Origin of the sequence: Cellulosimicrobium sp. PMB13 (assembly GCF_051294865.1) — a bacterium.
Taxonomy (GTDB): domain Bacteria; phylum Actinomycetota; class Actinomycetes; order Actinomycetales; family Cellulomonadaceae; genus Cellulosimicrobium.
On sequence record NZ_CP145910.1, the window covers coordinates 2,259,426 to 2,278,981 of the forward strand.

Consider the following 19,556-nt stretch of genomic DNA (forward strand, 5'->3'; position numbering starts at 1 on the left):
CAACCGCCCCGCTCCCGACTCCGCTCCCAGGACACGTCCGGTCTGACAGACCGGCACCTTCCAGGCCGCGGAGTCCCTCTAGGACCCGCGGCCTTCGTGTTCTCCAGAGCGCGACTGCCGATGAGGATCACCGGCCTCTCCCGTCTCCACTGACGGGGACCGCTGTCCCTCGGGTCCTGTGACGACGACGTTCACACCACGACAGGACATCACTGGAGGACATCGTGCGGCTCACCGCGCTGCTCGACAACATCACTGCCCAGGGCGGATCCGGCCCCTGGGCACCCCACCAACCGCTCGCCACACCGCTGGGCGAGAAGGACGCGGCCGAGTTCGACCGCCTCCTGGCCGGACTCCTGCCCTGCCGCACCAACGACCCCGAGCTCTGGTTCGCCGAGCGCGCCGCCGAGGTCGAGGAGGCCAAGGCCCTGTGCCGGACGTGCCCCCTCGTCGAGGGCTGCCTCGCCGGCGCCGTCGAGCGTCGGGAGCCCTGGGGCGTCTGGGGTGGCGAGGTCTTCGTCGACGGCGTCGTCGTCGCGCGCAAGCGCGGTCGGGGACGCCCGAGCAAGGCCGAGGTCCTCGCACGTCAGGCCGAGGAGGCCGCGCGCCTCGAGGCCGAGGCGTCAGCCTCGGCCGCGGCCTGACGTGCGGGCGGACCGGACGAGCGGCGCCCCGTCCGGGGGCGCGCTCGTCAGCTCGCCGCAGCCGCACAGCGGGTGGCGAGACGTCTCGCGCAGCCGCGGCATCGCATCGGGAGCACGGATCTCGACGCATGCCGCGGCGGTGCGGGGCACTGCCCCGTCGACGAAGGTCAGGACCTGGCCGGCCGCGACGGAAGCGGCGACCGCCGCGACGACCGACTCCTCGTGCTCGGGAGCGGCGACGTCGCGCAGCTGCTGAGCGACCTGGGGCCAGCACGGATCTATCTCCGTCCGGTGCAGGTCGACGCACCGCAGGCACGGGTCCAGACCAGGCCGCACGAAGGGGCCTACGAGCACGTCGGCCTCCCGCACGACGACCGACAGGTGCGCCACCCCGTCCCCGACGAGCTCGCGGACCCGCCCGGGATCAGCCGCCCGGTGCTCGACCACGACGACGAGGTCCGGTGCTCCCGAGCCGTCCGGCGCGCCCGACGACGGTCCGCCCCGGGTGCGGACGTCGGGGGAGATCTCCCCGAGGATCCGTGACAGCGCGGCGTCACGCCGGGCACCGACGTCGCGCATGCGGTACCCGCCGAGCCCGACGTCGGTGAGGAGCACGGGCGACGCGTCGTGCAGGGTCACGGTTCCCACGCCGGCGGTCGCGAGCGTCGCCGCGAGCGTCGCACCCAATCTCCCGAGGCCGACGACCGCCACCTCCGCCCCCGCGCGTCCGGCGAGGACCCGGTGGGCGTCGCCGTCCGGGAGCAGCGCACCGAGCACCCCGACCTCCGCCTCACCCCCACCGGGGGCCGGGGACACCGCGGTCCGTGACGGCGGCGGGACGAGGAGGCGGGCGTCGTCGAGCAGGCGCAGGAGCGCCTGGCGCCGCGCTGTCGGCAGGCCCGGCGCGCCGGTCCGGGTCCGCACGGTGCCACTGGTCAGAGCCTGTATCCACGACTCCTCGGCGGCGTCGAGGCCGACGAACCGGACCGCCCAGCGTGGGTCGGTCCCGAACTGCAGCTCACCCGGCGCGCGCCGGAGGACGGGCATGGCGGTGCGCAACCTCTGACGTGACGGCACGGTTCCTCCTGGGTCGCCGGGTCCGGTCCGAGCAGGCCGGACGACGACCAGCAGCGTCGCACGGTGGGACGCGCCCGCTCGGGTTGTCCACAGGTCTGACCGACGACGCAGCGCAGCGGGGGACCCAGCGCGACGCCGCCCGAACGGCAGCCGAAGGCCTGGTGAACCCTTGACCACCACCCGGTCGAAGCGCGACGCCCGGGCAGCCGCCGCCTGTCAGCGCGGGCGGCTCTCGGCGTGGGCCCTGCCCTTTCATGGCGAGAACCACTACGGTCTTGGCGTGGTCCGAGAGACGGTCGTGGAGGTCCGGCGCAGCCGCCGGCGCAAGAGCACCGTGAGCGCGTACCGCGACGGCGAGCGGACGATCGTCGCGATCCCCGCCCGGTTCACGCGCGAGCAGGAGCGCGAGTGGGTGCAGCGCATGCTCGACCGGCTCGCCGACTCCGAACGTCGGCGACGCCCCTCCGACGACGAGCTCGAACGGCGTGCCGCGGAGCTCTCGGCGAAGTACCTCGACGGCCGCGCGAGGCCCACGAGCGTCCGCTGGGCCGGCAACCAGGACCGCCGCTGGGGGTCGTGCACGCTCATCGACGGGTCGATCCGCATCTCCACGCGCGTGCGCGGCATGCCGGGCTGGGTGCTCGACTACGTGCTGCTGCACGAGCTCGCCCACCTGCTGCACGCCGGGCACGGCCCGGGGTTCTGGAAGCTCCTCGAGAGCTACCCGCGGACCGACAGGGCGCGCGGCTTCCTCGAGGGCGTCTCCTTCGCCCGTGACGCCACGGATCCCGCGGCGGTCGACGACGACGGGCCGGATGAGCCCGCCGGCGACGGCGTGTAGTACCGGCCGTCAGGCAGGGCTGCTGCCGCTCCCCGGCGCGTCGTCCGTCGGCCCGTCGTCGTCCCGCGTCGCGTCACCACTCCCGTCCTCACCGTCCGGGTCCTCAGCGGCCGCGTCCTCACCGGCCGCGCGGAAGATCTCCTCGAGCGCCTTGTCGACGTCCGCCTCCTCGGCGCGCGCCGCGTCACGACGGCCGGCATACCCGGCGGGGTCGTCGAGGTCCGTCGCGTCGGGCAGCAGGTCGGGGTGGTCCCACACGCCGTCGCGCGCCGGGGCTCCCGACTGCGCGGCGATGAGCGCCCAGAGGGCAGCCGCGTCGCGCGACCGGCGGGGGCGCAGCTCGAGCCCGACGAGCGTCGAGAAGGTGTGCTCGGCCGGCCCGCCCGCGGCGCGGCGCCGGCGCAGCATCTCGCGCAGCGGCACGGCGTGGGGCAGGTGCGGCAGCGCCGCGGTCGCCGTGACCTCGTCGACCCAGCCCTCGACGAGCGCGAGCGTCGTCTCGAGCCGCAGGAGCGTCGCCTGCTGCTCCGGGGTGTTCTGGAGCCCGAACACGCCGCCGGACAGCGCACGCTGGAGCGCGTCGGTGTCGGCCAGGTCGACGTCCGTGAGCTGCGACTCGAGCGCCTCGAGGTCGATGGTGATGCCGCGCGCGTAGGCGTCGACGAGCCCGCGCAGGTGACCGCGGAGCCAGGACACGTGCGTGAACAGGCGCGCGTGCGCCGCCTCGCGGAGCGCGAGGAAGAGGCGCACCTCCTCGGCCGGCGCGTCGAGCCCTTCGGAGAACGCCGTGACGTTCGTGGGGAGCAGCACGGTGGCCGGCCGGTCGAGCAGCGGCAGGCCGACGTCCGTCGCGCCGAAGACGTCGCGTGACAGCGTGCCGGCCGCCTGCCCCACCTGCATGCCGAACACCGCGGAGCCGAGGCGCTGCATGAGGGCCGCGGGGTCGCTGCCGAGGCCTCCGGCGGGCAGGCCCGGCAGCTGGAACCCGATCGCAGGGGGTGCGTCGTCTTCGATCCCGAACTGGTCGCCGAGCTGGTCGCGCAGGACGGTCGACAGCGCCTCGGCGACCGAGGACGCGACGGGCGCGACGAGCTCGTTCCACGCGGGCAGAGTCTGCTCGACCCACTCGGAGCGGCTCCACGCGTGGCTGCGGCCACCGGCCGGGGGGAGGTCGGTCACGGCGTCGAGCCACAGCTCGGCGACCGACAGCGCCTGCGTCACCTCGCGCTCCTGCGTGCCCGTGACCGAGGGGTCGCCCTCCGCGACGGCGACCTGCCGGGCCACGTCGTGCGAGACGTCCGTGTTGACCGGCCCGTCCGTCGGCGTCGAGAGCAGGCGCTGCACCTGGGCGAGGACGTGCTGGAACATCTGGGGGTCCACGGCGGAAGCGCCGCCGGCGGAGAGGGACGCGGGGTCGAAGCCGCGCGCACGCAGCTCGCGCAGCGCCTCGTCGGCGCCGGGACCGAGCATCGAGCGGAGCAGCTCCTCGAAGCCGCTGTCCGGCCCGTCCGGGTCGTCGGGCCCGGGCGTGCGGTCGGGGGGCAGGCTGCTCATGAGGACTCCTCGGGGTAGCGTCGGGATTCACCGTAACCACGATCGACCGCCGAGAACGGGGGCTGGCCCATGTCCGAGGGCGGGGTTCGCTCACGGCGCAGCGACGCGGCGTCAGCGGCGGCGTCGGGGGACGTCGTCGTCCTCGGCGAGGGACAGGTCGCGCGGGCGGTCCGCGACGGGCTGGGAGGCGGGCCCGCGCCGGCGTCCGCGGACGGTGCGCCACGACCGTGGCCGGACCACGTCCGTCGCGTCGTGCTCGTCCTGCCGGCGGGCGAGTTCGGCCCCGCCCGCCCGCGCGAGGAGCCGGCCCTCGGCACCCGCGAACGCCTCGTGGGCGAGGCGCGGTCGGTCGGTGAGGCAGCGCGCGCACGCGGGATCGAGCACGTGGTGGCGGTGACGTCGGCCATGGTCCACGGTGCGGCTCCCGGGCGTGCGGTCGTCGACGACGACGAGGCGCCCGAGCCGGGCGCGGCCGGAGTCGCGGGCGACCTCGTGGCCGCCGAGGACGCTCTGCGCGAAGCGCTCGGCCCCGTCCCGCTGGCCGTCGTCCGGCCCGCCGTCGTGGTCGGCCCGGGGATCGACACGATCCTCACGCGCCACTTCGAGGCGCCTCGCCTGCTCACGGTGCGCGGTGAAGAGCGCACCTGGCAGCTCCTGCACGTCGAGGACCTCGTGAGCGCGGTGCGAGCCGTCCTGGACGCCCGGCTCGAGGGCGGGCTCACGGCGGGTGCCCTGCGCGACGGCCTGCCTGACGAGCTCGACGCCGCGACGGTCGCGACGGTCGCCGGGATGCGGACCGTCCAGCTCCCCGCGGTGACGGCCTTCGGTGCCGCGGAGCGGCTGCACCGCGTGGGCGTCCTGCCCTCTCCGGCGAGCGACCTCGCGTTCGTCGTCTACCCGTGGACGGTCTCGGCGGCGCGCCTGCACGACGCCGGGTGGTCGCCCGCGTGGTCGAGCGCGGCGGCGCTCGAGGTGCTGCTGGACCAGGTGCGCGGCCGTCTCGGCGTGGCCGGGCGCCGGTTCGGCGGGCGCGACGCCGCCGCGCTGGGCGCGGCCGGGGCTGCCGTCGCGGTCCTCGGGACGGCGGCGGTGTGGCGACAGGCGCGCGCCCGACGCTGACGCCGCGCGCCCGACGCTGACGCCCGGCCGTCCGGCCGCCGCGGGTCCGCACGCGCCGTCGGGCACGGGCCGGCGGGGAAATCCCAGGATCCTCGGGGATGATGTCCCGGTGAGCGACACGCCCTCCTTCGACGACCTCCTCACCGAGGACGACGCCCCGCCCCCCGTGACCCGCCGGTCCCTGACGTTCGGCATTTCTCTGCTCGCCACGACGCTCCTCGTCGCGGGCCTCGCCGTGCTCCCGGCCCCGTACGCCGTGCGCGCACCGGGGCCGACGGAGGACACGCTCGGCGACCAGGGCGGGACGCCGCTGATCTCCATCACGGGCGCGGAGACCTTCGACTCGACGGGCGAGCTGCGGCTGACGACGGTGTCCGTCGCGGGCGGCCCCGGCTACCCGGTGAACCTCGCCCAGGTCGTGCAGGGCTGGTTCGACGGGTCGCGCTCGGTGCGGCCGGTCGAGGAGGTCTTCCCGCCGGACCGCACCAAGGAGGAGACGGAGGAGCAGGGGCAGGCGGAGATGATCTCCTCCCAGGAGAACGCGACCGTCGCCGCGCTCACGGAGCTCGGCTACGACGTGCCCGCCACCCTGACCGTGCAGGGTGCGAGCCCCGGCACCGGTGCCGCGGGCGTCGTGGAACCCGGTGACGTCATCGTCTCGCTGGACGGCGACCCCGTCCCCACGTACCAGGACCTCATCGACGGTCTCGCGGCCGTCACGCCCGGCGACGACGTGACCCTCGGCGTCGTGCGCGACGGCGAGGAGACGGACCTCACCGTCACGACGAGCGACGGCGGCGACACGGCGCTGCTCGGCGTGTTCATCGACCCGGCGTTCGACTTCCCGGTCGACGTGACGATCCAGATCGACGACATCGGCGGACCGAGCGCGGGGACGATGTTCGCGCTCGGGATCGTCGACCAGCTCACGCCGGAGGACGAGGCGAACGGTGTGTCGATCGCCGGGACGGGGACCATGAGCGTCGAGGGCGACGTCGGGGCCATCGGCGGCATCCAGCAGAAGCTCTACGGCGCGCTGCGCGACGGCTCGACGTGGTTCCTCGCGCCGCAGGCCAACTGCCCCGAGGTCGTCGGCAACGTCCCGGACGGCCTGCACGTCGTGGCGGTGTCGACGCTCGCCGACGCGCGGGAGGCCATGACGGCGATCGGCGCCGGGGAGGGCGGCTCGCTCCCGAGGTGCGAGGCGCGGGCTGAGCGGCCTCAGTCCTCGAGCGTCGCGTAGAGCGCGGTGACGAGCCCGGGGACGAGGTCCGGTCCCGACGCGACGTCCGCCGCGGCGTCGTGCGCGCGCGACCGCACCGCGCACCAGGCCGGGCCGTCGCGCAGCACGCCGACCGCGAGTCGGACGTCCTGGCGGTCCGGGTGGTTCGCGAGGTAGTCGAGGGCGGCGTCGGGGTCCTGGGGGACACCCTCCTCCGCCGACGGCGGGAGGACGACCCGTTCGACCACGAGCGCCGTGCCGTCCACCGACGACGGCCACGCGACCCGGGCCAGGGCCTCGTCCAGGTCGCCGTCGACGGCGAAGCCCTCCTGCTCGACCGAGAGCAGGTGGTGAGGGTCCGTCGTCGCCGCCGCGACGACGTCGGCGGGGAGCCGCTGCGCGAGGGACGGGTCGTCGGCCAGGGCGCGCGCGGTGCTGACCAGGGCGAACAGACGCGGCGGGGCGTCCCATCCGGCGTCGGCGGCGTGGGTCTCGACCTCGTGGACGGCGAGCGCGAGAGCGCGCTGGGGAGCCGGGAGACCGGGGCTGGCGGGGGTGGTGTCGTCGGCGCGGGGCATGTGCCCATCGTCGCAGAGCGACGCGGTCGCCGGACGTGGGAACCTTGAGGGAGGTGCGGGCGTTGACCCCGGTGGGCACGTCCCTGCCGACCGCCCGCCGCACGTCCGAGTCACGACGCAAAGAGGTATACCCACCGTGTCTTTCGCCGCAGCGCCACGCCGGCCGTCCTCCGGGGCGCGGCCCTCCAGGCGCCGGAGCCCCATCGGGATCGCGATCGCCGTCGTCGGCGTGCTCGTCGTCCTGCTGCTCCTGCTCGCGCAGTTCTGGACCGAGGTCCTGTGGTTCACGCAGCTCGACTACGAACGCGTGCTGTGGACCCAGTGGGGGACGCGCATCGCGCTGTTCGTCGGGGGCTTCGTCATCATGGGCGGCCTCGTCTTCCTGTCGTTCTCGCTCGCGTACCGGAACCGGCCGATCTACGCGCCCTCCACGCCGGAGCAGGCGACGCTCGACCAGTACCGCGAGGCGGTGGAGCCGCTGCGCAAGGTCGTGATGATCGTCGCGCCGGCGCTCGTCGGGTTCTTCGCCGGCGCCGCGGCGGCGTCGCAGTGGCAGACGGTGCTCCTCGCGCTGAACTCCGTGCCGTTCGGTGAGACCGACCCGCAGTGGGGGATCGACCTCGCCTTCTACCTGTTCACGCTGCCGGCGGTCCGTTTCCTCGTGAGCTTCCTCATGGCGGTCGTGATCATCTCGGGCATCGCCGCGCTCGCGACGCACTACCTCTACGGCGGCCTGCGCGTCGGCGGTGGCGCCGACTCCGGCCCGCGCACGACGACGGCCGCGCGCGTCCAGCTGTCCGTCACCGCGGCGATCCTCATGGTGCTCATCGGCGCCAACTACTGGCTCGACCGGTACTCGATCCTCACGTCGGGCGGTGCGAAGTTCGACGGCGCCTCCTACGCCGACGTGCACGCCGTCATCCCGTCCAAGGCGATCCTCACGGTCGTCGCGCTCTTCGTCGCCGCGCTCTTCGTCGTCACCGCGGTGCGGGGCAACTGGCGCCTGCCGGCCATCGGCGTCGGGCTCATGGTGGTCTCGGCGATCGCGATCGGCGGGATCTACCCCTCCGTCGTCCAGCGCTTCCAGGTCACGCCGAACGCGCAGGAGTTCGAGGAGGAGTACATCCAGCGCAACATCGACGCGACGAAGGACGCCTACGGCATCGACGACGTGCAGACGGAGGCGTACAACGCCAAGACCGAGGCCGAGGCGGGCGCGCTGCGCGAGGACGCCGACACCACGGCGTCGATCCGCCTGCTCGACCCGGAGATCGTCAGCCCGTCGTTCAGCCAGCTCCAGCAGAACAAGCAGTACTACCAGTTCTCGAGGTCGCTCTCGGTCGACCGTTACACGATCGACGACGAGAGCCGCGACACGGTCATCGCGGTGCGCGAGCTGAACCAGGACGGCCTGGGGCCCGACGCGCGCAACTGGGTCAACGACCACACGGTCTACACCCACGGCTTCGGCGTGGTCGCGGCCTACGGCAACCAGATCGGCCCCGACGGTCGTCCGGCGTTCTACGAGGGCTCGATCCCCTCGACGGGCGCCTTCACCGACATGTACGCGGACCAGGGCGGGTACGAGCCGCGCATCTACTTCTCGCCCGAGGCGCCGCAGTACTCGATCGTCGGAGCGCCCGAGGGCACGGACCCGTGGGAGCTCGACTACCCGGTCGACGACGACGCAGGCCAGGTGAACAACACGTTCCCGACCCAGGACATCGCGGCCGGGCCGAGCGTCGGGTCGTTCATGAACAAGGTGCTCTACGCGCTGAAGTTCGGGTCCGAGCAGATCCTCTTCTCCGACCGCGTGACCGAGGACTCGCAGATCCTCTACGACCGCAGCCCGCGGGACCGCGTGGCGAAGGTCGCGCCGTACCTCACGCTCGACGGTCGCGTGTACCCGGCCGTCGTCGACGGCCGCGTGAAGTGGATCGTCGACGGCTACACCACGTCGAACGCCTACCCGTACTCCACGTCGGAGTCCCTCGAGGAGTCGACCGCGGACTCCCTCGTGGCCGCGAACTCGGTCGAGGCGCTCGCGCCGCAGCAGGTCAACTACATCCGCAACTCGGTCAAGGCGACCGTCGACGCGTACGACGGCTCGGTCGACCTGTACGCGTGGGACGCCGAGGACCCGGTGCTCCAGGCGTGGTCGCAGGTCTTCCCGAGCTCGGTGCAGCCGATCTCGGAGATCTCCGGCGACCTCATGAGCCACCTGCGGTACCCCGAGGACCTGTTCAAGGTGCAGCGGACCCTGCTCGCGAGCTACCACGTGGACGACGCCACCGAGTTCTTCTCCCAGCAGGACTTCTGGCGCATCCCCGAGGACCCGACGGTGGGCGGCGCGACCAAGCCCGCGCAGCCGCCGTACTACCTCACGCTGCAGATGCCGAGCCAGGAGGAGCCGACCTTCTCGCTGATGTCGACGTACATCCCCGGGGGTGGGTCCGACCGCAACATCCTCACGGGCTTCCTCGCCGTGGACGCGGAGCCCGGCAACCAGGACGGCGTGCGCTCGGAGGACTACGGCACGCTGCGGCTCCTGGAGCTGCCGCGCAACGCGACCGTCCCCGGCCCGGGTCAGGTGCAGAACAACTTCAACACCGACCCGACCGCGGCCGACGGGCTGCTCGCGCTCCGTCGCGGCGACTCGACGGTGATCAACGGCAACCTCCTGACGCTGCCCGTCGGCGGCGGGCTGCTCTACGTGCAGCCGGTCTACGTGCAGTCCACCGAGGGCACGCGGTTCCCGCTCCTGCGCAAGGTGCTCGTGTCGTTCGGCGACGAGATCGGGTTCGCCGACACGCTGGACGAGGCGCTCGACCAGGTGTTCGGCGGCGACTCGGGTGCGAACGCGGGTGACGCGGACGGCGGTGTCGACACCGAGGTGCCCGACCAGCCGGCCGACGGCGCGACGACGGACCCGGGCACGACGGACCCGGGTACCGGCGAGGAGCCTGCCGAGGAGCCCGGCGAGACGGTCGCGCCGCCCGCCGAGGGCGGCGAGGTCAACGGTGAGGCGCGCGCCCGCCTCGACCAGGCCCTGAGCGCCGCGCAGCAGGCGATCGAGGACGGCCAGACGGCGCTCTCCGAGGGCGACTTCGCCGGCTACGGCGAGGCTCAGGAGCGGCTGCAGCAGGCGCTGGAGTCGGCCCTCGCCGCGGAGCAGGAGCTCGACGCGGCGCCGTCGGGCGGCTGACGCCGGCGCGAGCCAGGCACGCGCCAGCACGGACACGGACGGGCGGGACCACCACGGTGGTCCCGCCCGTTTGTCTTTTCATCCCCGGGGCGCAAGGATCGCTCCTCGTGACCCTCTCTGCAACGGCTTGCAGCAACGATTTCACGTCGGTGGCCGACGACGCCCGGTCGTGGTCCCGCGACGTCGGGGGCGTCCCCGTGGAGCGGGTCGAGCACCCGTCCGGCGCCCGTCTCGTCGTCGCGCTGCACGGAGCGGCCGTCCTGTCGTGGCGCGCCCCCTGGCGCCACGCGGACGGCTCGGTCGTCGCGGAGGAGCTCGTCGACGGCTACGCCGACGCCGGTGAGCTGGCCGCGCACGACGCCTCCCGCTCGGCGGTCATGGCGCCGTTCGTCAACCGCGTCGCAGGCGGGCGCTACACGTTCGACGGTCGCACCCACCACATCCCTCCCGTCGTCCCGGGCGAGCCGGTGACGATGCACGGCTTCGCGCGGGCGCTCGACTGGCACGTCTCCCGCCGTGCCGAGGCGGCGGGACCCGACGGCGTCGCCTCCCTGGTGCTCCGCGCGGAGGTCGGGCCGGAGCTCGTCCGCGGATACCCGTACGCGGTGGCCTTCGAGGCCGAGTACGGGCTCGGCGCCGCAGGTCTCGACCTGACGCTCCGGGCCACGAACATCGGCGGCGGGCCCGCCCCCGTCGCGCTCGGCTGGCACCCCTACCTGCGCGTTCCGGGCCACGCGAGCATCGACGCCCTCGAGCTGACCGTGCCCGCGGCGCGGCGCGTCGTCACGGGCGAGGACCTCATCCCGTTGCCCGGCGGAGCGGCCTACGCCGCGATCGACGCCGTCGGGCCCATGCCGCTCGCGGGCGTGCGCCTCGACCATGCGTTCGCCGACCTGCGGGCGGACGTCGACGGTCGAGCCCGGACCATCGTGCGCGACCCTCGGACGGGACTGGGCCTCGCGCTGTGGCAGCGGGGCGGCCTCGTGCACGTGTACACGGGGGACGGGCTCGCTCGCCGCGAGCGGGCGGCGATCGCCGTCGAACCGGTGAGCACGCTGACGAACGCGTTCAACAGGACCGACTGCGAGCCGGACGTGCGCCTCGCCCCGGGCGCGACACGCCGGCTCGAGGCCGGGGTCGAGCTGCTCGGGCAGCGGCTCGGCGGGCTGGCCGGAGAGCCAGGGTGACGCAGGTCTCGCCGACCCGATTTGGCCGGTCCGGCGGTGTGTGCGTAGAGTAGTGATCACCGACGCGGGGTGGAGCAGCTCGGTAGCTCGCTGGGCTCATAACCCAGAGGTCGCAGGTTCAAATCCTGCCCCCGCTACACAGGATGTCGCAGGACATCGAGAAGGCCCGGACCCACGACGTGGGTCCGGGCCTTCTGCCATTCCCGACGCCGGGTCGTCTCGTCGTGCTGGTCGCGCCGGGCGATCGTGGATCTTCGCCGCCCGCAGCGAGCGACCGCCTGACCCACAGGCCGAGCCCGGTGACGAGCCACACACCGCCCGAGGGCAGGACGGGAAGCCCCGACGCCATGGCCGGCGTTATCGTCAGTGGCCGGCGCCCACGACTCCCGCGGCGCCCGACATCGGAAGGTCACCATGCGCCGTCTGCGTCCCCGTACCCGTCCCGCACTCCTCGCCGCGATCGCGGCGACCGCGACGCTGACCCTCGCGGCCTGTTCGTCCGGCGGGACGGACGGGGGCGAGACCGCTGCGCCGGGTGACGCCGCGTCGTCGGGCGACACCGCCTGCGAGGCCGGCGCGCTGCCGACGCTCACGGACGGCGTCCTGACCGTCGGGGCCGGCGAGCCCTACCTGCCCTGGTACGTCGGCGAGCCCGAGTCGGGCGAGGGCTTCGAGTCCGCGCTGATCTACGCGGTCGCGGACCGCCTCGGCTACGCCGCCGAGGACGTGCGGTGGGAGACCGTGACGTTCGAGCAGATCGTCAGCCCCGCCGTGAAGCCGTTCGACGTCGCCGCGTACCAGACGTCGATCACGGACGAGCGCCGGCAGGCCGTCGACTTCTCGAGCCCGTACCTCACGACGCGCCAGGGCGTCATCGTCATGGAGGACGGCCCGTACGCCGACGCGACGAGCCTCGCCGACCTGGAGGGCGCGCGCATCGGTGTGACGGCCGCGCAGACGAGCCTCACGCTCGCGGAGGCGGCGTTCGGCGAGGACGCGGACATCTCGCCGTACAGCGCGGCGGGCGACGGCATGCAGGCTCTCCAGTCGGGGACGATCGACGCCATGGTCATGGACGTCGACCAGGGCATGGCCGCCTCGACCGAGTACTTCCCCGACTCGGAGGTCATCGGCACCCTCCCGGACGAGGGCGTGGTCGAGCAGTACGGCCTCGTGCTCGACGTCGGCTCGCCGCTCACCGACTGCGTCTCGCAGGCGGTCGACGCGCTCGAGGAGGACGGCACGCTCGCCGAGCTGCGCACCACGTGGCTCAAGTCGGACGACGTCCCCGTCCTCGAGTGAGCGCGCCGTGACCGTGCCCGACGACGCGCCCCCGTCCGGGCGAGGGGCTCGCCGCGGCGAGCCGGTCACCGACGTGCCCGACGGCGCCCGGCCGCCGGCGGACCCCTGGTCGCCGTCCCCGCGTGCCCTCGACCGCGCCGCGTTCCGGCGCGCGCAGCGGCGGCGCTCGGCGCTCGTCGCGCTCGTGAGCACCGTGATCGTCGTCGCGACGGTCGTGCTCGTCGTGGTGAACGCTCCAGGCTGGGAGCGGGCGCGGACGGCGTTCTTCGACCCGGCGACGGCGTGGGAGTCGCTGCCCGCGATCCTCGAGGGGCTGTGGCTCAACCTGCGCGTGTGGGTCGCCGCAGGCGTGATCGGCACGCTCCTGGGCCTGGGGCTGGCGATCGCGCGCACGAGCCGCATCCCGGCCCTGTTCCCGCTGCGAGCCTTCGCGATCGGCTACGTCGACCTGTTCCGCGGTGTCCCGCTGCTGCTCGTCCTGCTCCTCGTCGGGTTCGGGCTGCCCGCGCTGCGCCTGCCGTGGCTGCCGTCGTCGGGCGCGTTCCTCGGGGCGCTCGCGATCGTCCTCACCTACACCGCGTACATCGCCGAGGTGTTCCGCGCGGGCATCGAGTCGGTGCACCCGTCCCAGGTGGCGGCGGCACGCTCCCTCGGACTGACGCGCGTGCAGACGACGCGGCGCGTGGTGCTGCCCCAGGCGGTGCGCAACGTCACGGCCCCGCTGGCGAACAACCTCGTCGCGCTGCAGAAGGACTCCGGGCTCATCTCGGTGCTCGGAGCCGTCGACGCGATCCGCGCCGCGCAGATCGCGACGACGGGCAGCTACAACTTCACGCCGTACGTGGTCGCGGGCGTGCTGTTCTTCCTCGTGTCGTTCCCGCTCACGCGCGCGGTGGACGCCTACCAGTCGCGCCGCGGCTGGGGTCGGTCGATCGCGACCGTGAGCGGGGCGGGGGACATCCGATGAGCCACCTGCTCTCCCTGCGGGGCGTGCGCAAGACGTACCCGGCGCCGTCGGCCCGACCCGCACGTGCCGGACGGGCGCCCGCCGCGCCCGCCGCCGCCGGTGCCCACGGCGGCCCGCGCGTCGTGCTCGACGGCATCGACCTGGACGTCGACCGGCACCGCTGCGTCGTGCTCGTCGGGGCGTCGGGCTCCGGCAAGTCGACGCTGCTGCGCGTGGTGAACCTGCTCGACGACGTCGACGACGGCGAGATCCTGCTCGACGGGCAGGACGTCGCCGACCCGCGGCTCGACGCGAACGCCGTGCGCGCACGGATGGGCATGGTGTTCCAGGCGTACAACCTCTTCCCGCACATGCGCGTGCTCGACAACGTCACGCTCGCGCCGCGGCTCGTGCACCGACGGTCCCGTGAGGAGGCCGAGGCGGCGGCGGTCGCGATGCTCGGCCGTGTCGGTCTGGGCCACAAGGCGACGGCGTACCCCGACCAGCTGTCGGGTGGCGAGCAGCAGCGCGCGGCGATCGCGCGCGCCCTGGTCAACGAGCCCGAGCTCCTCCTGCTCGACGAGGTGACGTCGGCGCTCGACCCCGAGCTCGTCGGCGAGGTCCTCGACCTCCTCGCGGACCTGCGCGCGGAGGGGCGCACGATGCTGGTCGCGACGCACGAGATGGGGTTCGCCCGCCGCGTCGCCGACGAGGTGTGCTTCCTCCACGACGGCCGCGTGCACGAGCGCGGGACGCCGGAGCAGGTGCTCGGCGACCCGCAGCGCCCCCGGACGCAGGAGTTCCTCCGCCGACTGACCTCCTGAGCGCGGGCGCTGGATCGCCGAACACGGGATCAGCCACCGTCCTAGGACGAATCCGGTGGCTGATCCCGTGCTCGACGGTCGACGACCCCGTTCTCGACGCGAGCCCGCCAGGTCGATAGGGTGCTCGGCAGCGTCGCGTGCCGGTGACGGGCTGCGTCAGGCATGGAGGCGTCGAACCCGGAAGGGGGTGCCCGTGCGCCACGTACGGACCCTTTCCTCGTTCCGCACCCGTGGGTGAGGGCGAGAAGGCCAGGCTGGTGGCCTGGTACGACGAGATGAAGGCCGTGCACGACCGGCTGCGACGTGCGCTCCACCTGGTGCGCGAGACCGCCCGCGACGAGAGCGACGGCGAGGACCCGCCGTCGGACGGGTCGGCCGGAGAGTCCGTGCGCCGGGCAGCGCGTCCGCGGCACGACACCGCGCACGCGGAGCTGCTCGTGTACTGCCGCGGGTTCTGTACCGCGCTGACGCGGCACCACACGAGCGAGGACATGACGCTCTTCCCGGAGCTCGAGCGCCGTCGTCCTGAGCTCGGCGCGACCCTGCGTGCGCTGCGCCAGGACCACAGCATGATCGCCTACCTGGTCACCGACCTCGAGCAGACGCTGGACCGCGCGGCGCGCTCGCCGGGTGACCCGGCAGGCGACCTGTCGGAGAGCCGCGCGGCGGTCCTGCGCCACCTCGACGGTGTCGGGGCGATCATGGAGTCGCACTTCCGGTACGAGGAGAAGGCGCTCGGGAGCGTGCTCGCCGCGCTCGACCTCGTCGCACACCGCGAGGAGGTGCTCGGCCCGTTCTGACCGATCGCCGACGACACGTCCGCGGCTCGCGGGCGGGGCGCGGGCTGCGAGAGTGGAGACATGGTCAACCGCCTCGCCGACGCCGTCAGCCCGTACCTGCGCCAGCACGCCGACAACCCCGTCGACTGGTACCCGTGGGGCCCGGAGGCGTTCGCCGAGGCGCGCCGCCGCGACGTGCCGGTCATGGTGTCCGTCGGGTACGCGACGTGCCACTGGTGCCACGTCATGGCGCGCGAGAGCTTCTCCGACGCCGCGATCGGCGACGTGCTGCGCGACGGGTTCGTCGCCGTCAAGGTCGACCGCGAGGAGCACCCCGACGTCGACGCGAGCCTCATGGCTGCGGCGAGCGCCTTCACGCAGCAGCTCGGCTGGCCGCTCACGGTCTTCACCTCGCCCGACGGCGCGCCGTTCTACGCGGGCACCTACTGGCCCCCTGTCCCGGTCCAGGGCAGGCCTGCGTTCCGTGACGTGCTCGACGCCGTCGCGCAGGCCTGGGAGCAGCGGCGCGACCAGGTGCTCGAGACGGGCGAGACGATCCGCGACGCGCTGCGGGAGGCGGCAGGGGCGGGCGCCCCGGGCGCGCCGGACGGCTCGGCGCCGCTCCTCGCCCACCTGCCGGCCGTGGCCGCCCAGGTGCTCGACCGGCTGGAGGCGGCCCAGGACCGGCTCCACGGCGGCTTCGGCGGCGCGCCGAAGTTCCCCGTCGTGCCGGCGCTGGAGCTTCTGCTCGACGTCGCGGCGTCCTCGGTCGTCGACGCGGCGGACGCCGACCGGGCGCTCGGGCTCGCGGGCAGCACGCTGGACGCGCTCGCGGCGACCCCGCTGCGCGACGTGGACGGCGGCTTCTTCCGGTACGCCACGCGGCCCGACTGGTCCGAGCCGCACTACGAGCGGATGCTCTACGACAACGCGCAGCTCCTCTCCGCGTACACGACCCTCGCGGTGCTGCGCCGCTCCCGCGGGCAGGGCCCCGGGGGCCCGGTCCGGGCGGGCACGGACCCCGCGAACCCGGAACCCACGGACCCGGTCCGCGCCACGGACCCCGGTGCGGGGGCCGCGGAGGTCGCGACCGGCGTCGGGCACTTCCTGCTGCGGACGCTGCGGCTGCCGGGCGGAGCGTTCGCGAGCGCGCAGGACTCGGAGTCGACGCTCGACGGCCGCCGCGTGGAGGGCGGGTGGTACCTGCTGCCCCCCGAGGAACGGGTGGCCCACGAGCCGCCGCCCCTGGACGCGAAGATCCTCACCGGGTGGAACGGCCTGGCGGTCGAGGCGCTGGCGCGCGCGGGGCACCACCTCGAGGTCCCCGCGTTCACCGACGCGGCACGGACCGCCGCGGACCACCTGCTCGAGACCCACGTCCGTGCCGACGGGTCGCTCGTGCGGGCGTCGGTCGACGGCCGGACCTCCGACGCCGTCGCGACCCTCGAGGACCACGGCGCCCTGGCGACCGCGCTGCTGACGCTCGGCGGGCTCACCGGCGAGGGCAGGTACATCCGCGAAGGGCTGCGGCTCGTCTCCGCGTCCGTGTCCGACGGCGACCGGGTCCGTGCGCCGGAAGGCGTCGACCCGGTGCTCGCGGGCCTGGGGCTCGACGCGGGCGCCGCGGCGGACCCGAGCGAGGGCGCGGTCCCGTCCGGCCCGACGGCGGCCGCACGCGCCGCGCTGCTGGGCCACCGCCTGACGGACGAGCCGCGACTGCTCGACGCGGTCCGCGCCCACGTCGCGGGGGCGAGCGGCGCCGAGACGCGGCCGCTCGCGGCCGCCGGGGTGCTGCGCCTGGCGGTCGTGGTCGCCGAGCCCGCCCACCAGCTCGTCGTCGTCGCCGACCCGGCCCGGACGCAGGACTTCCTGGACGCCGCGCGGTCCTGGTACCGCGCGGGTGCCGTCGTCCTCGCGGCGGCGCCCGACGACGCCCGGGCGCTCGCGGCCGACGGCGTGGTCGCGCTCGCCGACCGCGCGCCGGGCGCCTACCTCTGCGCGGACTTCGTCTGCCGTCTCCCCGCGCACGACGCGGCGGCTCTGCGGGCGCAGCTCGACGGCTGAGCACGCGCGGGGTCGTCGTCGGCTGTGGGCACGGCCGAGCGCCGCCCCTGACGCCCGTGCGGCCCCGCGGGTCCGGTCGCATGATGGGAGGACGAACCCGACCGCACCGGCGCGGCAGCGGGCGCGGCCGGGACGGCCGGAGGAGGAGTCATGAAGGCATCGGTCGGCGACAGGATCGTCACCGCCTCGGGGGTCGTGGGCGGGGCGGTGCGCGACGGCGTGGTGGTCGAGCTGCGGCACGACGACGGCACGCCGCCCTATCTCGTCGAGTGGACGGACACGGGCGAGCGCACGCTCGTGTACCCCGGGTCGGACAGCTACGTCGAGCACGTGCCGGGCGCGGAGAACGGCGGCGGCGGCACGGACACGACGAAGGTCTGGCGGGTCCAGGTCAGCCTGGTCGAGTCCGAGGGACGCACGACGGCGGAGGCGGTCCTCGTCGCGGACTCGCCCGAGCACCTGCGCACCGTGGGTCGGGCGCGGCGCGACCCGCACGACGCCGACGTCCCGCTCATCGGCGACGAGATCGCCGTCGGGCGCGCGCTCCGGCGGCTCGCGGACCGCCTGCTCGACGACGCGGAGACGGACATCGAGTCGTCCACCGGCGCGCCCGCGCACGTCCACCTGTGACGGGGGAGCCGGCGGGGACCGTGCCGGACCGGGCGGGCGGGCTGCGCGCCGTCGTGCACGGTCACGTGCAGGGCGTCGGCTTCCGGTGGGCGACGCGGCGGCGCCTCGGTGCGCTGGGGCTCGACGGCGCGGCGACCAACCTGCCCGACGGCACGGTCGAGGTCGTCGCGCAGGGCCCACCGGGCGCGCTCGACGAACTCGTCGCCTGGCTCCGGGACGGTCCGACGCCCGGCCGGGTCACCGGCGTCGACGTCACTCACGCCTGAACCTGCGCGTATCAGGTCCGGAGCGCGGGTCCTCCCTCCAGGAGGATCCCGGCGACGAGGCCGGGCGGGCGCAGGAGGGCTCATGAAGCGGCTGGTGCTGTGCTGCGACGGCACGTGGAACTCGCCGGTGAACGCGAGCGTGTCGAACATCGAGAAGATCGCGCGGTCGGTCCGGACGGGGATCGGACCCGACGGCGTGCAGCAGATGGTGTTCTCCATCGAGGGCGTCGGGGCGCAGGGCTACCTCGTGGACCGGCTCCTCGGCGGGGCGTTCGGGTACGGGCTGACGCGCAACGTCGTCGCCGGGTACCGGCACCTCGCGCTCAACTACGAGCCGGGTGACGAGATCTACGTGTTCGGCTTCAGCCGCGGCGCCTACACGGCGCGCAGCATCGTCGGGATGGTCTCCACGGTGGGCCTCCTCACGCAGGAGGCGCTCGCGCTCGACCACCTGTGCGACGCCGAGCGCATCTACCGCCTCCAGGACCCCGAGCGGCGCCGGGAGCTCGCCGCCGCCTTCCGCGCCGAGCACTGCCACGAGCGGGTCCCGGTCGCGTTCCTCGGGGTCTTCGACACCGTCGGCGCGCTCGGCGTCCCCGGTCTGTCACGCCGGCGCAGCCGGTTCCACGACCTGCGCCTCTCGACGGCCGTCGAGCAGGCCCGGCAGGCGCTCGCGATCGACGACCGCCGCATCACCTACGAGCCGTGCCTGTGGGAGGTGCCCGTGTCGATGGCCGACCGCGTCAAGCAGGTCTGGTTCCCCGGCGCGCACAGCGACGTCGGGGGCGGGGCACCGGCGCGCGCGCTGTCCGACTCCGCGCTGCTGTGGATGGTCGGCGAGGCCATCGCGCGCGGTCTGTCGTTCGACGAGGACCGGCTGTTCGCCCAGCTCCGGCACGAGGACACGCTCGTGTGCCGGTTCCGGCCGGGGCTGCTCTTCGGCACGATCAACCTCGTCAAGCGGCTGCGCCACCGGCCCCGGTTCCACGGCACCCTGCGCGTCCTGGCCGGCGTCCCCGTCGCGCCGGACCACGTCGACGCCGTGTACCTCGCGCAGACGGCGGAGCAGCTCACGGCCGACCCGTCGTCGTCGTACGCGCGCCACGCGCGCAACGTCACCTGGTGGCGCGACGACGTGGGCGACGCGCTGGTCCAGCGGGTCGAGCCGGTGCCGGGCGGCGCGCTCGAGAGCCGCCCGCTCGTGCTCGGCTGACCCCGGCCGCTCGCCGGCACGACGCGAGATCGACCCGCCGGTCGCGAGATCGACCCTCTGAAGGTCGATCTCGGAGCGCACGGGTCGACCTCGTGGCGGGGCGGG

17 protein-coding genes and 1 tRNA gene are annotated in these 19,556 nt (G+C 74.4%); 15 read left to right on the plus strand and 3 right to left on the minus strand.

Going from position 1 to position 19,556, the window contains the following annotated elements; translation table 11 throughout:
• Positions 1 to 224: 224 nt before the first annotated feature.
• Positions 225 to 644 (plus strand): WhiB family transcriptional regulator, encoded by a 420-nt coding sequence (locus tag V5D56_RS10235; RefSeq protein ID WP_435738902.1) that lies wholly within the window; start codon positions 225 to 227, stop codon positions 642 to 644.
• Here the strand turns inward: V5D56_RS10235 and V5D56_RS10240 are convergent.
• Positions 624 to 1,691 carry a ThiF family adenylyltransferase gene (locus V5D56_RS10240; protein ID WP_435738903.1) on the minus strand — a complete coding sequence of 356 codons (1,068 nt, stop codon included), beginning with the start codon at positions 1,689 to 1,691 and terminating at the stop codon, positions 624 to 626. The genes V5D56_RS10235 and V5D56_RS10240 overlap by 21 nt on opposite strands.
• Before the next feature lie 310 nt (positions 1,692 to 2,001).
• Here V5D56_RS10240 and V5D56_RS10245 point away from each other — a divergent pair, with 310 nt between their 5' ends.
• A complete protein-coding gene (locus V5D56_RS10245) occupies positions 2,002 to 2,562 on the plus strand; it encodes a YgjP-like metallopeptidase domain-containing protein (protein ID WP_435738904.1) in 561 nt (186 codons plus the stop codon).
• A gap of 9 nt (positions 2,563 to 2,571) precedes the next feature.
• On the opposite strand, the gene V5D56_RS10250 is transcribed toward V5D56_RS10245, so the two are convergent.
• Entirely contained in the window at positions 2,572 to 4,116 is a 1,545-nt protein-coding gene (locus V5D56_RS10250; protein ID WP_435738905.1) for a zinc-dependent metalloprotease, read from the minus strand.
• 69 nt (positions 4,117 to 4,185) lie between these two features.
• On the opposite strand from V5D56_RS10250, the gene V5D56_RS10255 reads away from it, so the two are divergent.
• Together V5D56_RS10255 and V5D56_RS10260 are read left to right on the plus strand one after the other, a co-directional pair.
• Positions 4,186 to 5,235 (plus strand): nucleoside-diphosphate sugar epimerase, encoded by a 1,050-nt coding sequence (locus V5D56_RS10255; RefSeq protein WP_435738906.1) that lies wholly within the window; start codon positions 4,186 to 4,188, stop codon positions 5,233 to 5,235.
• A 109-nt stretch (positions 5,236 to 5,344) separates the two neighbouring features.
• On the plus strand, positions 5,345 to 6,478 hold the full coding sequence (locus V5D56_RS10260) for a YlbL family protein (RefSeq protein WP_435738907.1): 1,134 nt from the start codon (positions 5,345 to 5,347) through the stop codon (positions 6,476 to 6,478).
• Here the strand turns inward: V5D56_RS10260 and V5D56_RS10265 are convergent.
• On the minus strand, positions 6,457 to 7,035 hold the full coding sequence (locus V5D56_RS10265; RefSeq protein ID WP_435738908.1) for a PPA1309 family protein: 579 nt from the start codon (positions 7,033 to 7,035) through the stop codon (positions 6,457 to 6,459). The genes V5D56_RS10260 and V5D56_RS10265 overlap by 22 nt on opposite strands.
• A gap of 136 nt (positions 7,036 to 7,171) precedes the next feature.
• On the opposite strand from V5D56_RS10265, the gene V5D56_RS10270 reads away from it, so the two are divergent.
• From V5D56_RS10270 to V5D56_RS10320, 11 genes are all read left to right on the plus strand, one after another.
• Positions 7,172 to 10,240 carry a UPF0182 family membrane protein gene (locus V5D56_RS10270; RefSeq protein WP_435738909.1) on the plus strand — a complete coding sequence of 1,023 codons (3,069 nt, stop codon included), beginning with the start codon at positions 7,172 to 7,174 and terminating at the stop codon, positions 10,238 to 10,240.
• A 149-nt stretch (positions 10,241 to 10,389) separates the two neighbouring features.
• On the plus strand, positions 10,390 to 11,427 hold the full coding sequence (locus V5D56_RS10275) for an aldose 1-epimerase (protein ID WP_435738910.1): 1,038 nt from the start codon (positions 10,390 to 10,392) through the stop codon (positions 11,425 to 11,427).
• 63 nt (positions 11,428 to 11,490) lie between these two features.
• Positions 11,491 to 11,564: transfer RNA gene (locus V5D56_RS10280), tRNA-Met, on the plus strand.
• Between the two features lie 277 nt (positions 11,565 to 11,841).
• Entirely contained in the window at positions 11,842 to 12,729 is an 888-nt protein-coding gene (locus V5D56_RS10285) for an ABC transporter substrate-binding protein (RefSeq protein ID WP_435738911.1), read from the plus strand.
• A 7-nt stretch (positions 12,730 to 12,736) separates the two neighbouring features.
• Positions 12,737 to 13,696 (plus strand): amino acid ABC transporter permease, encoded by a 960-nt coding sequence (locus V5D56_RS10290; RefSeq protein ID WP_435738912.1) that lies wholly within the window; start codon positions 12,737 to 12,739, stop codon positions 13,694 to 13,696.
• Positions 13,693 to 14,499 (plus strand): amino acid ABC transporter ATP-binding protein, encoded by an 807-nt coding sequence (locus V5D56_RS10295; protein ID WP_435738913.1) that lies wholly within the window; start codon positions 13,693 to 13,695, stop codon positions 14,497 to 14,499. Before V5D56_RS10290 ends, V5D56_RS10295 begins: the two co-directional genes overlap by 4 nt.
• Positions 14,500 to 14,756: 257 nt before the next feature.
• On the plus strand, positions 14,757 to 15,299 hold the full coding sequence (locus tag V5D56_RS10300; protein ID WP_435738914.1) for a hemerythrin domain-containing protein: 543 nt from the start codon (positions 14,757 to 14,759) through the stop codon (positions 15,297 to 15,299).
• Between the two features lie 60 nt (positions 15,300 to 15,359).
• Entirely contained in the window at positions 15,360 to 17,342 is a 1,983-nt protein-coding gene (locus V5D56_RS10305; protein ID WP_435738915.1) for a thioredoxin domain-containing protein, read from the plus strand.
• A gap of 150 nt (positions 17,343 to 17,492) precedes the next feature.
• Positions 17,493 to 17,972 (plus strand): dsRBD fold-containing protein, encoded by a 480-nt coding sequence (locus V5D56_RS10310; RefSeq protein ID WP_435738916.1) that lies wholly within the window; start codon positions 17,493 to 17,495, stop codon positions 17,970 to 17,972.
• Positions 17,969 to 18,238, plus strand: a complete 270-nt coding sequence (locus V5D56_RS10315) for an acylphosphatase (RefSeq protein WP_435738917.1) — start codon at positions 17,969 to 17,971, stop codon at positions 18,236 to 18,238. The genes V5D56_RS10310 and V5D56_RS10315 overlap by 4 nt, the downstream gene beginning before the upstream one ends.
• Before the next feature lie 82 nt (positions 18,239 to 18,320).
• Entirely contained in the window at positions 18,321 to 19,451 is a 1,131-nt protein-coding gene (locus V5D56_RS10320) for a DUF2235 domain-containing protein (RefSeq protein ID WP_435738918.1), read from the plus strand.
• The last annotated feature ends 105 nt before the right edge of the window (positions 19,452 to 19,556 follow it).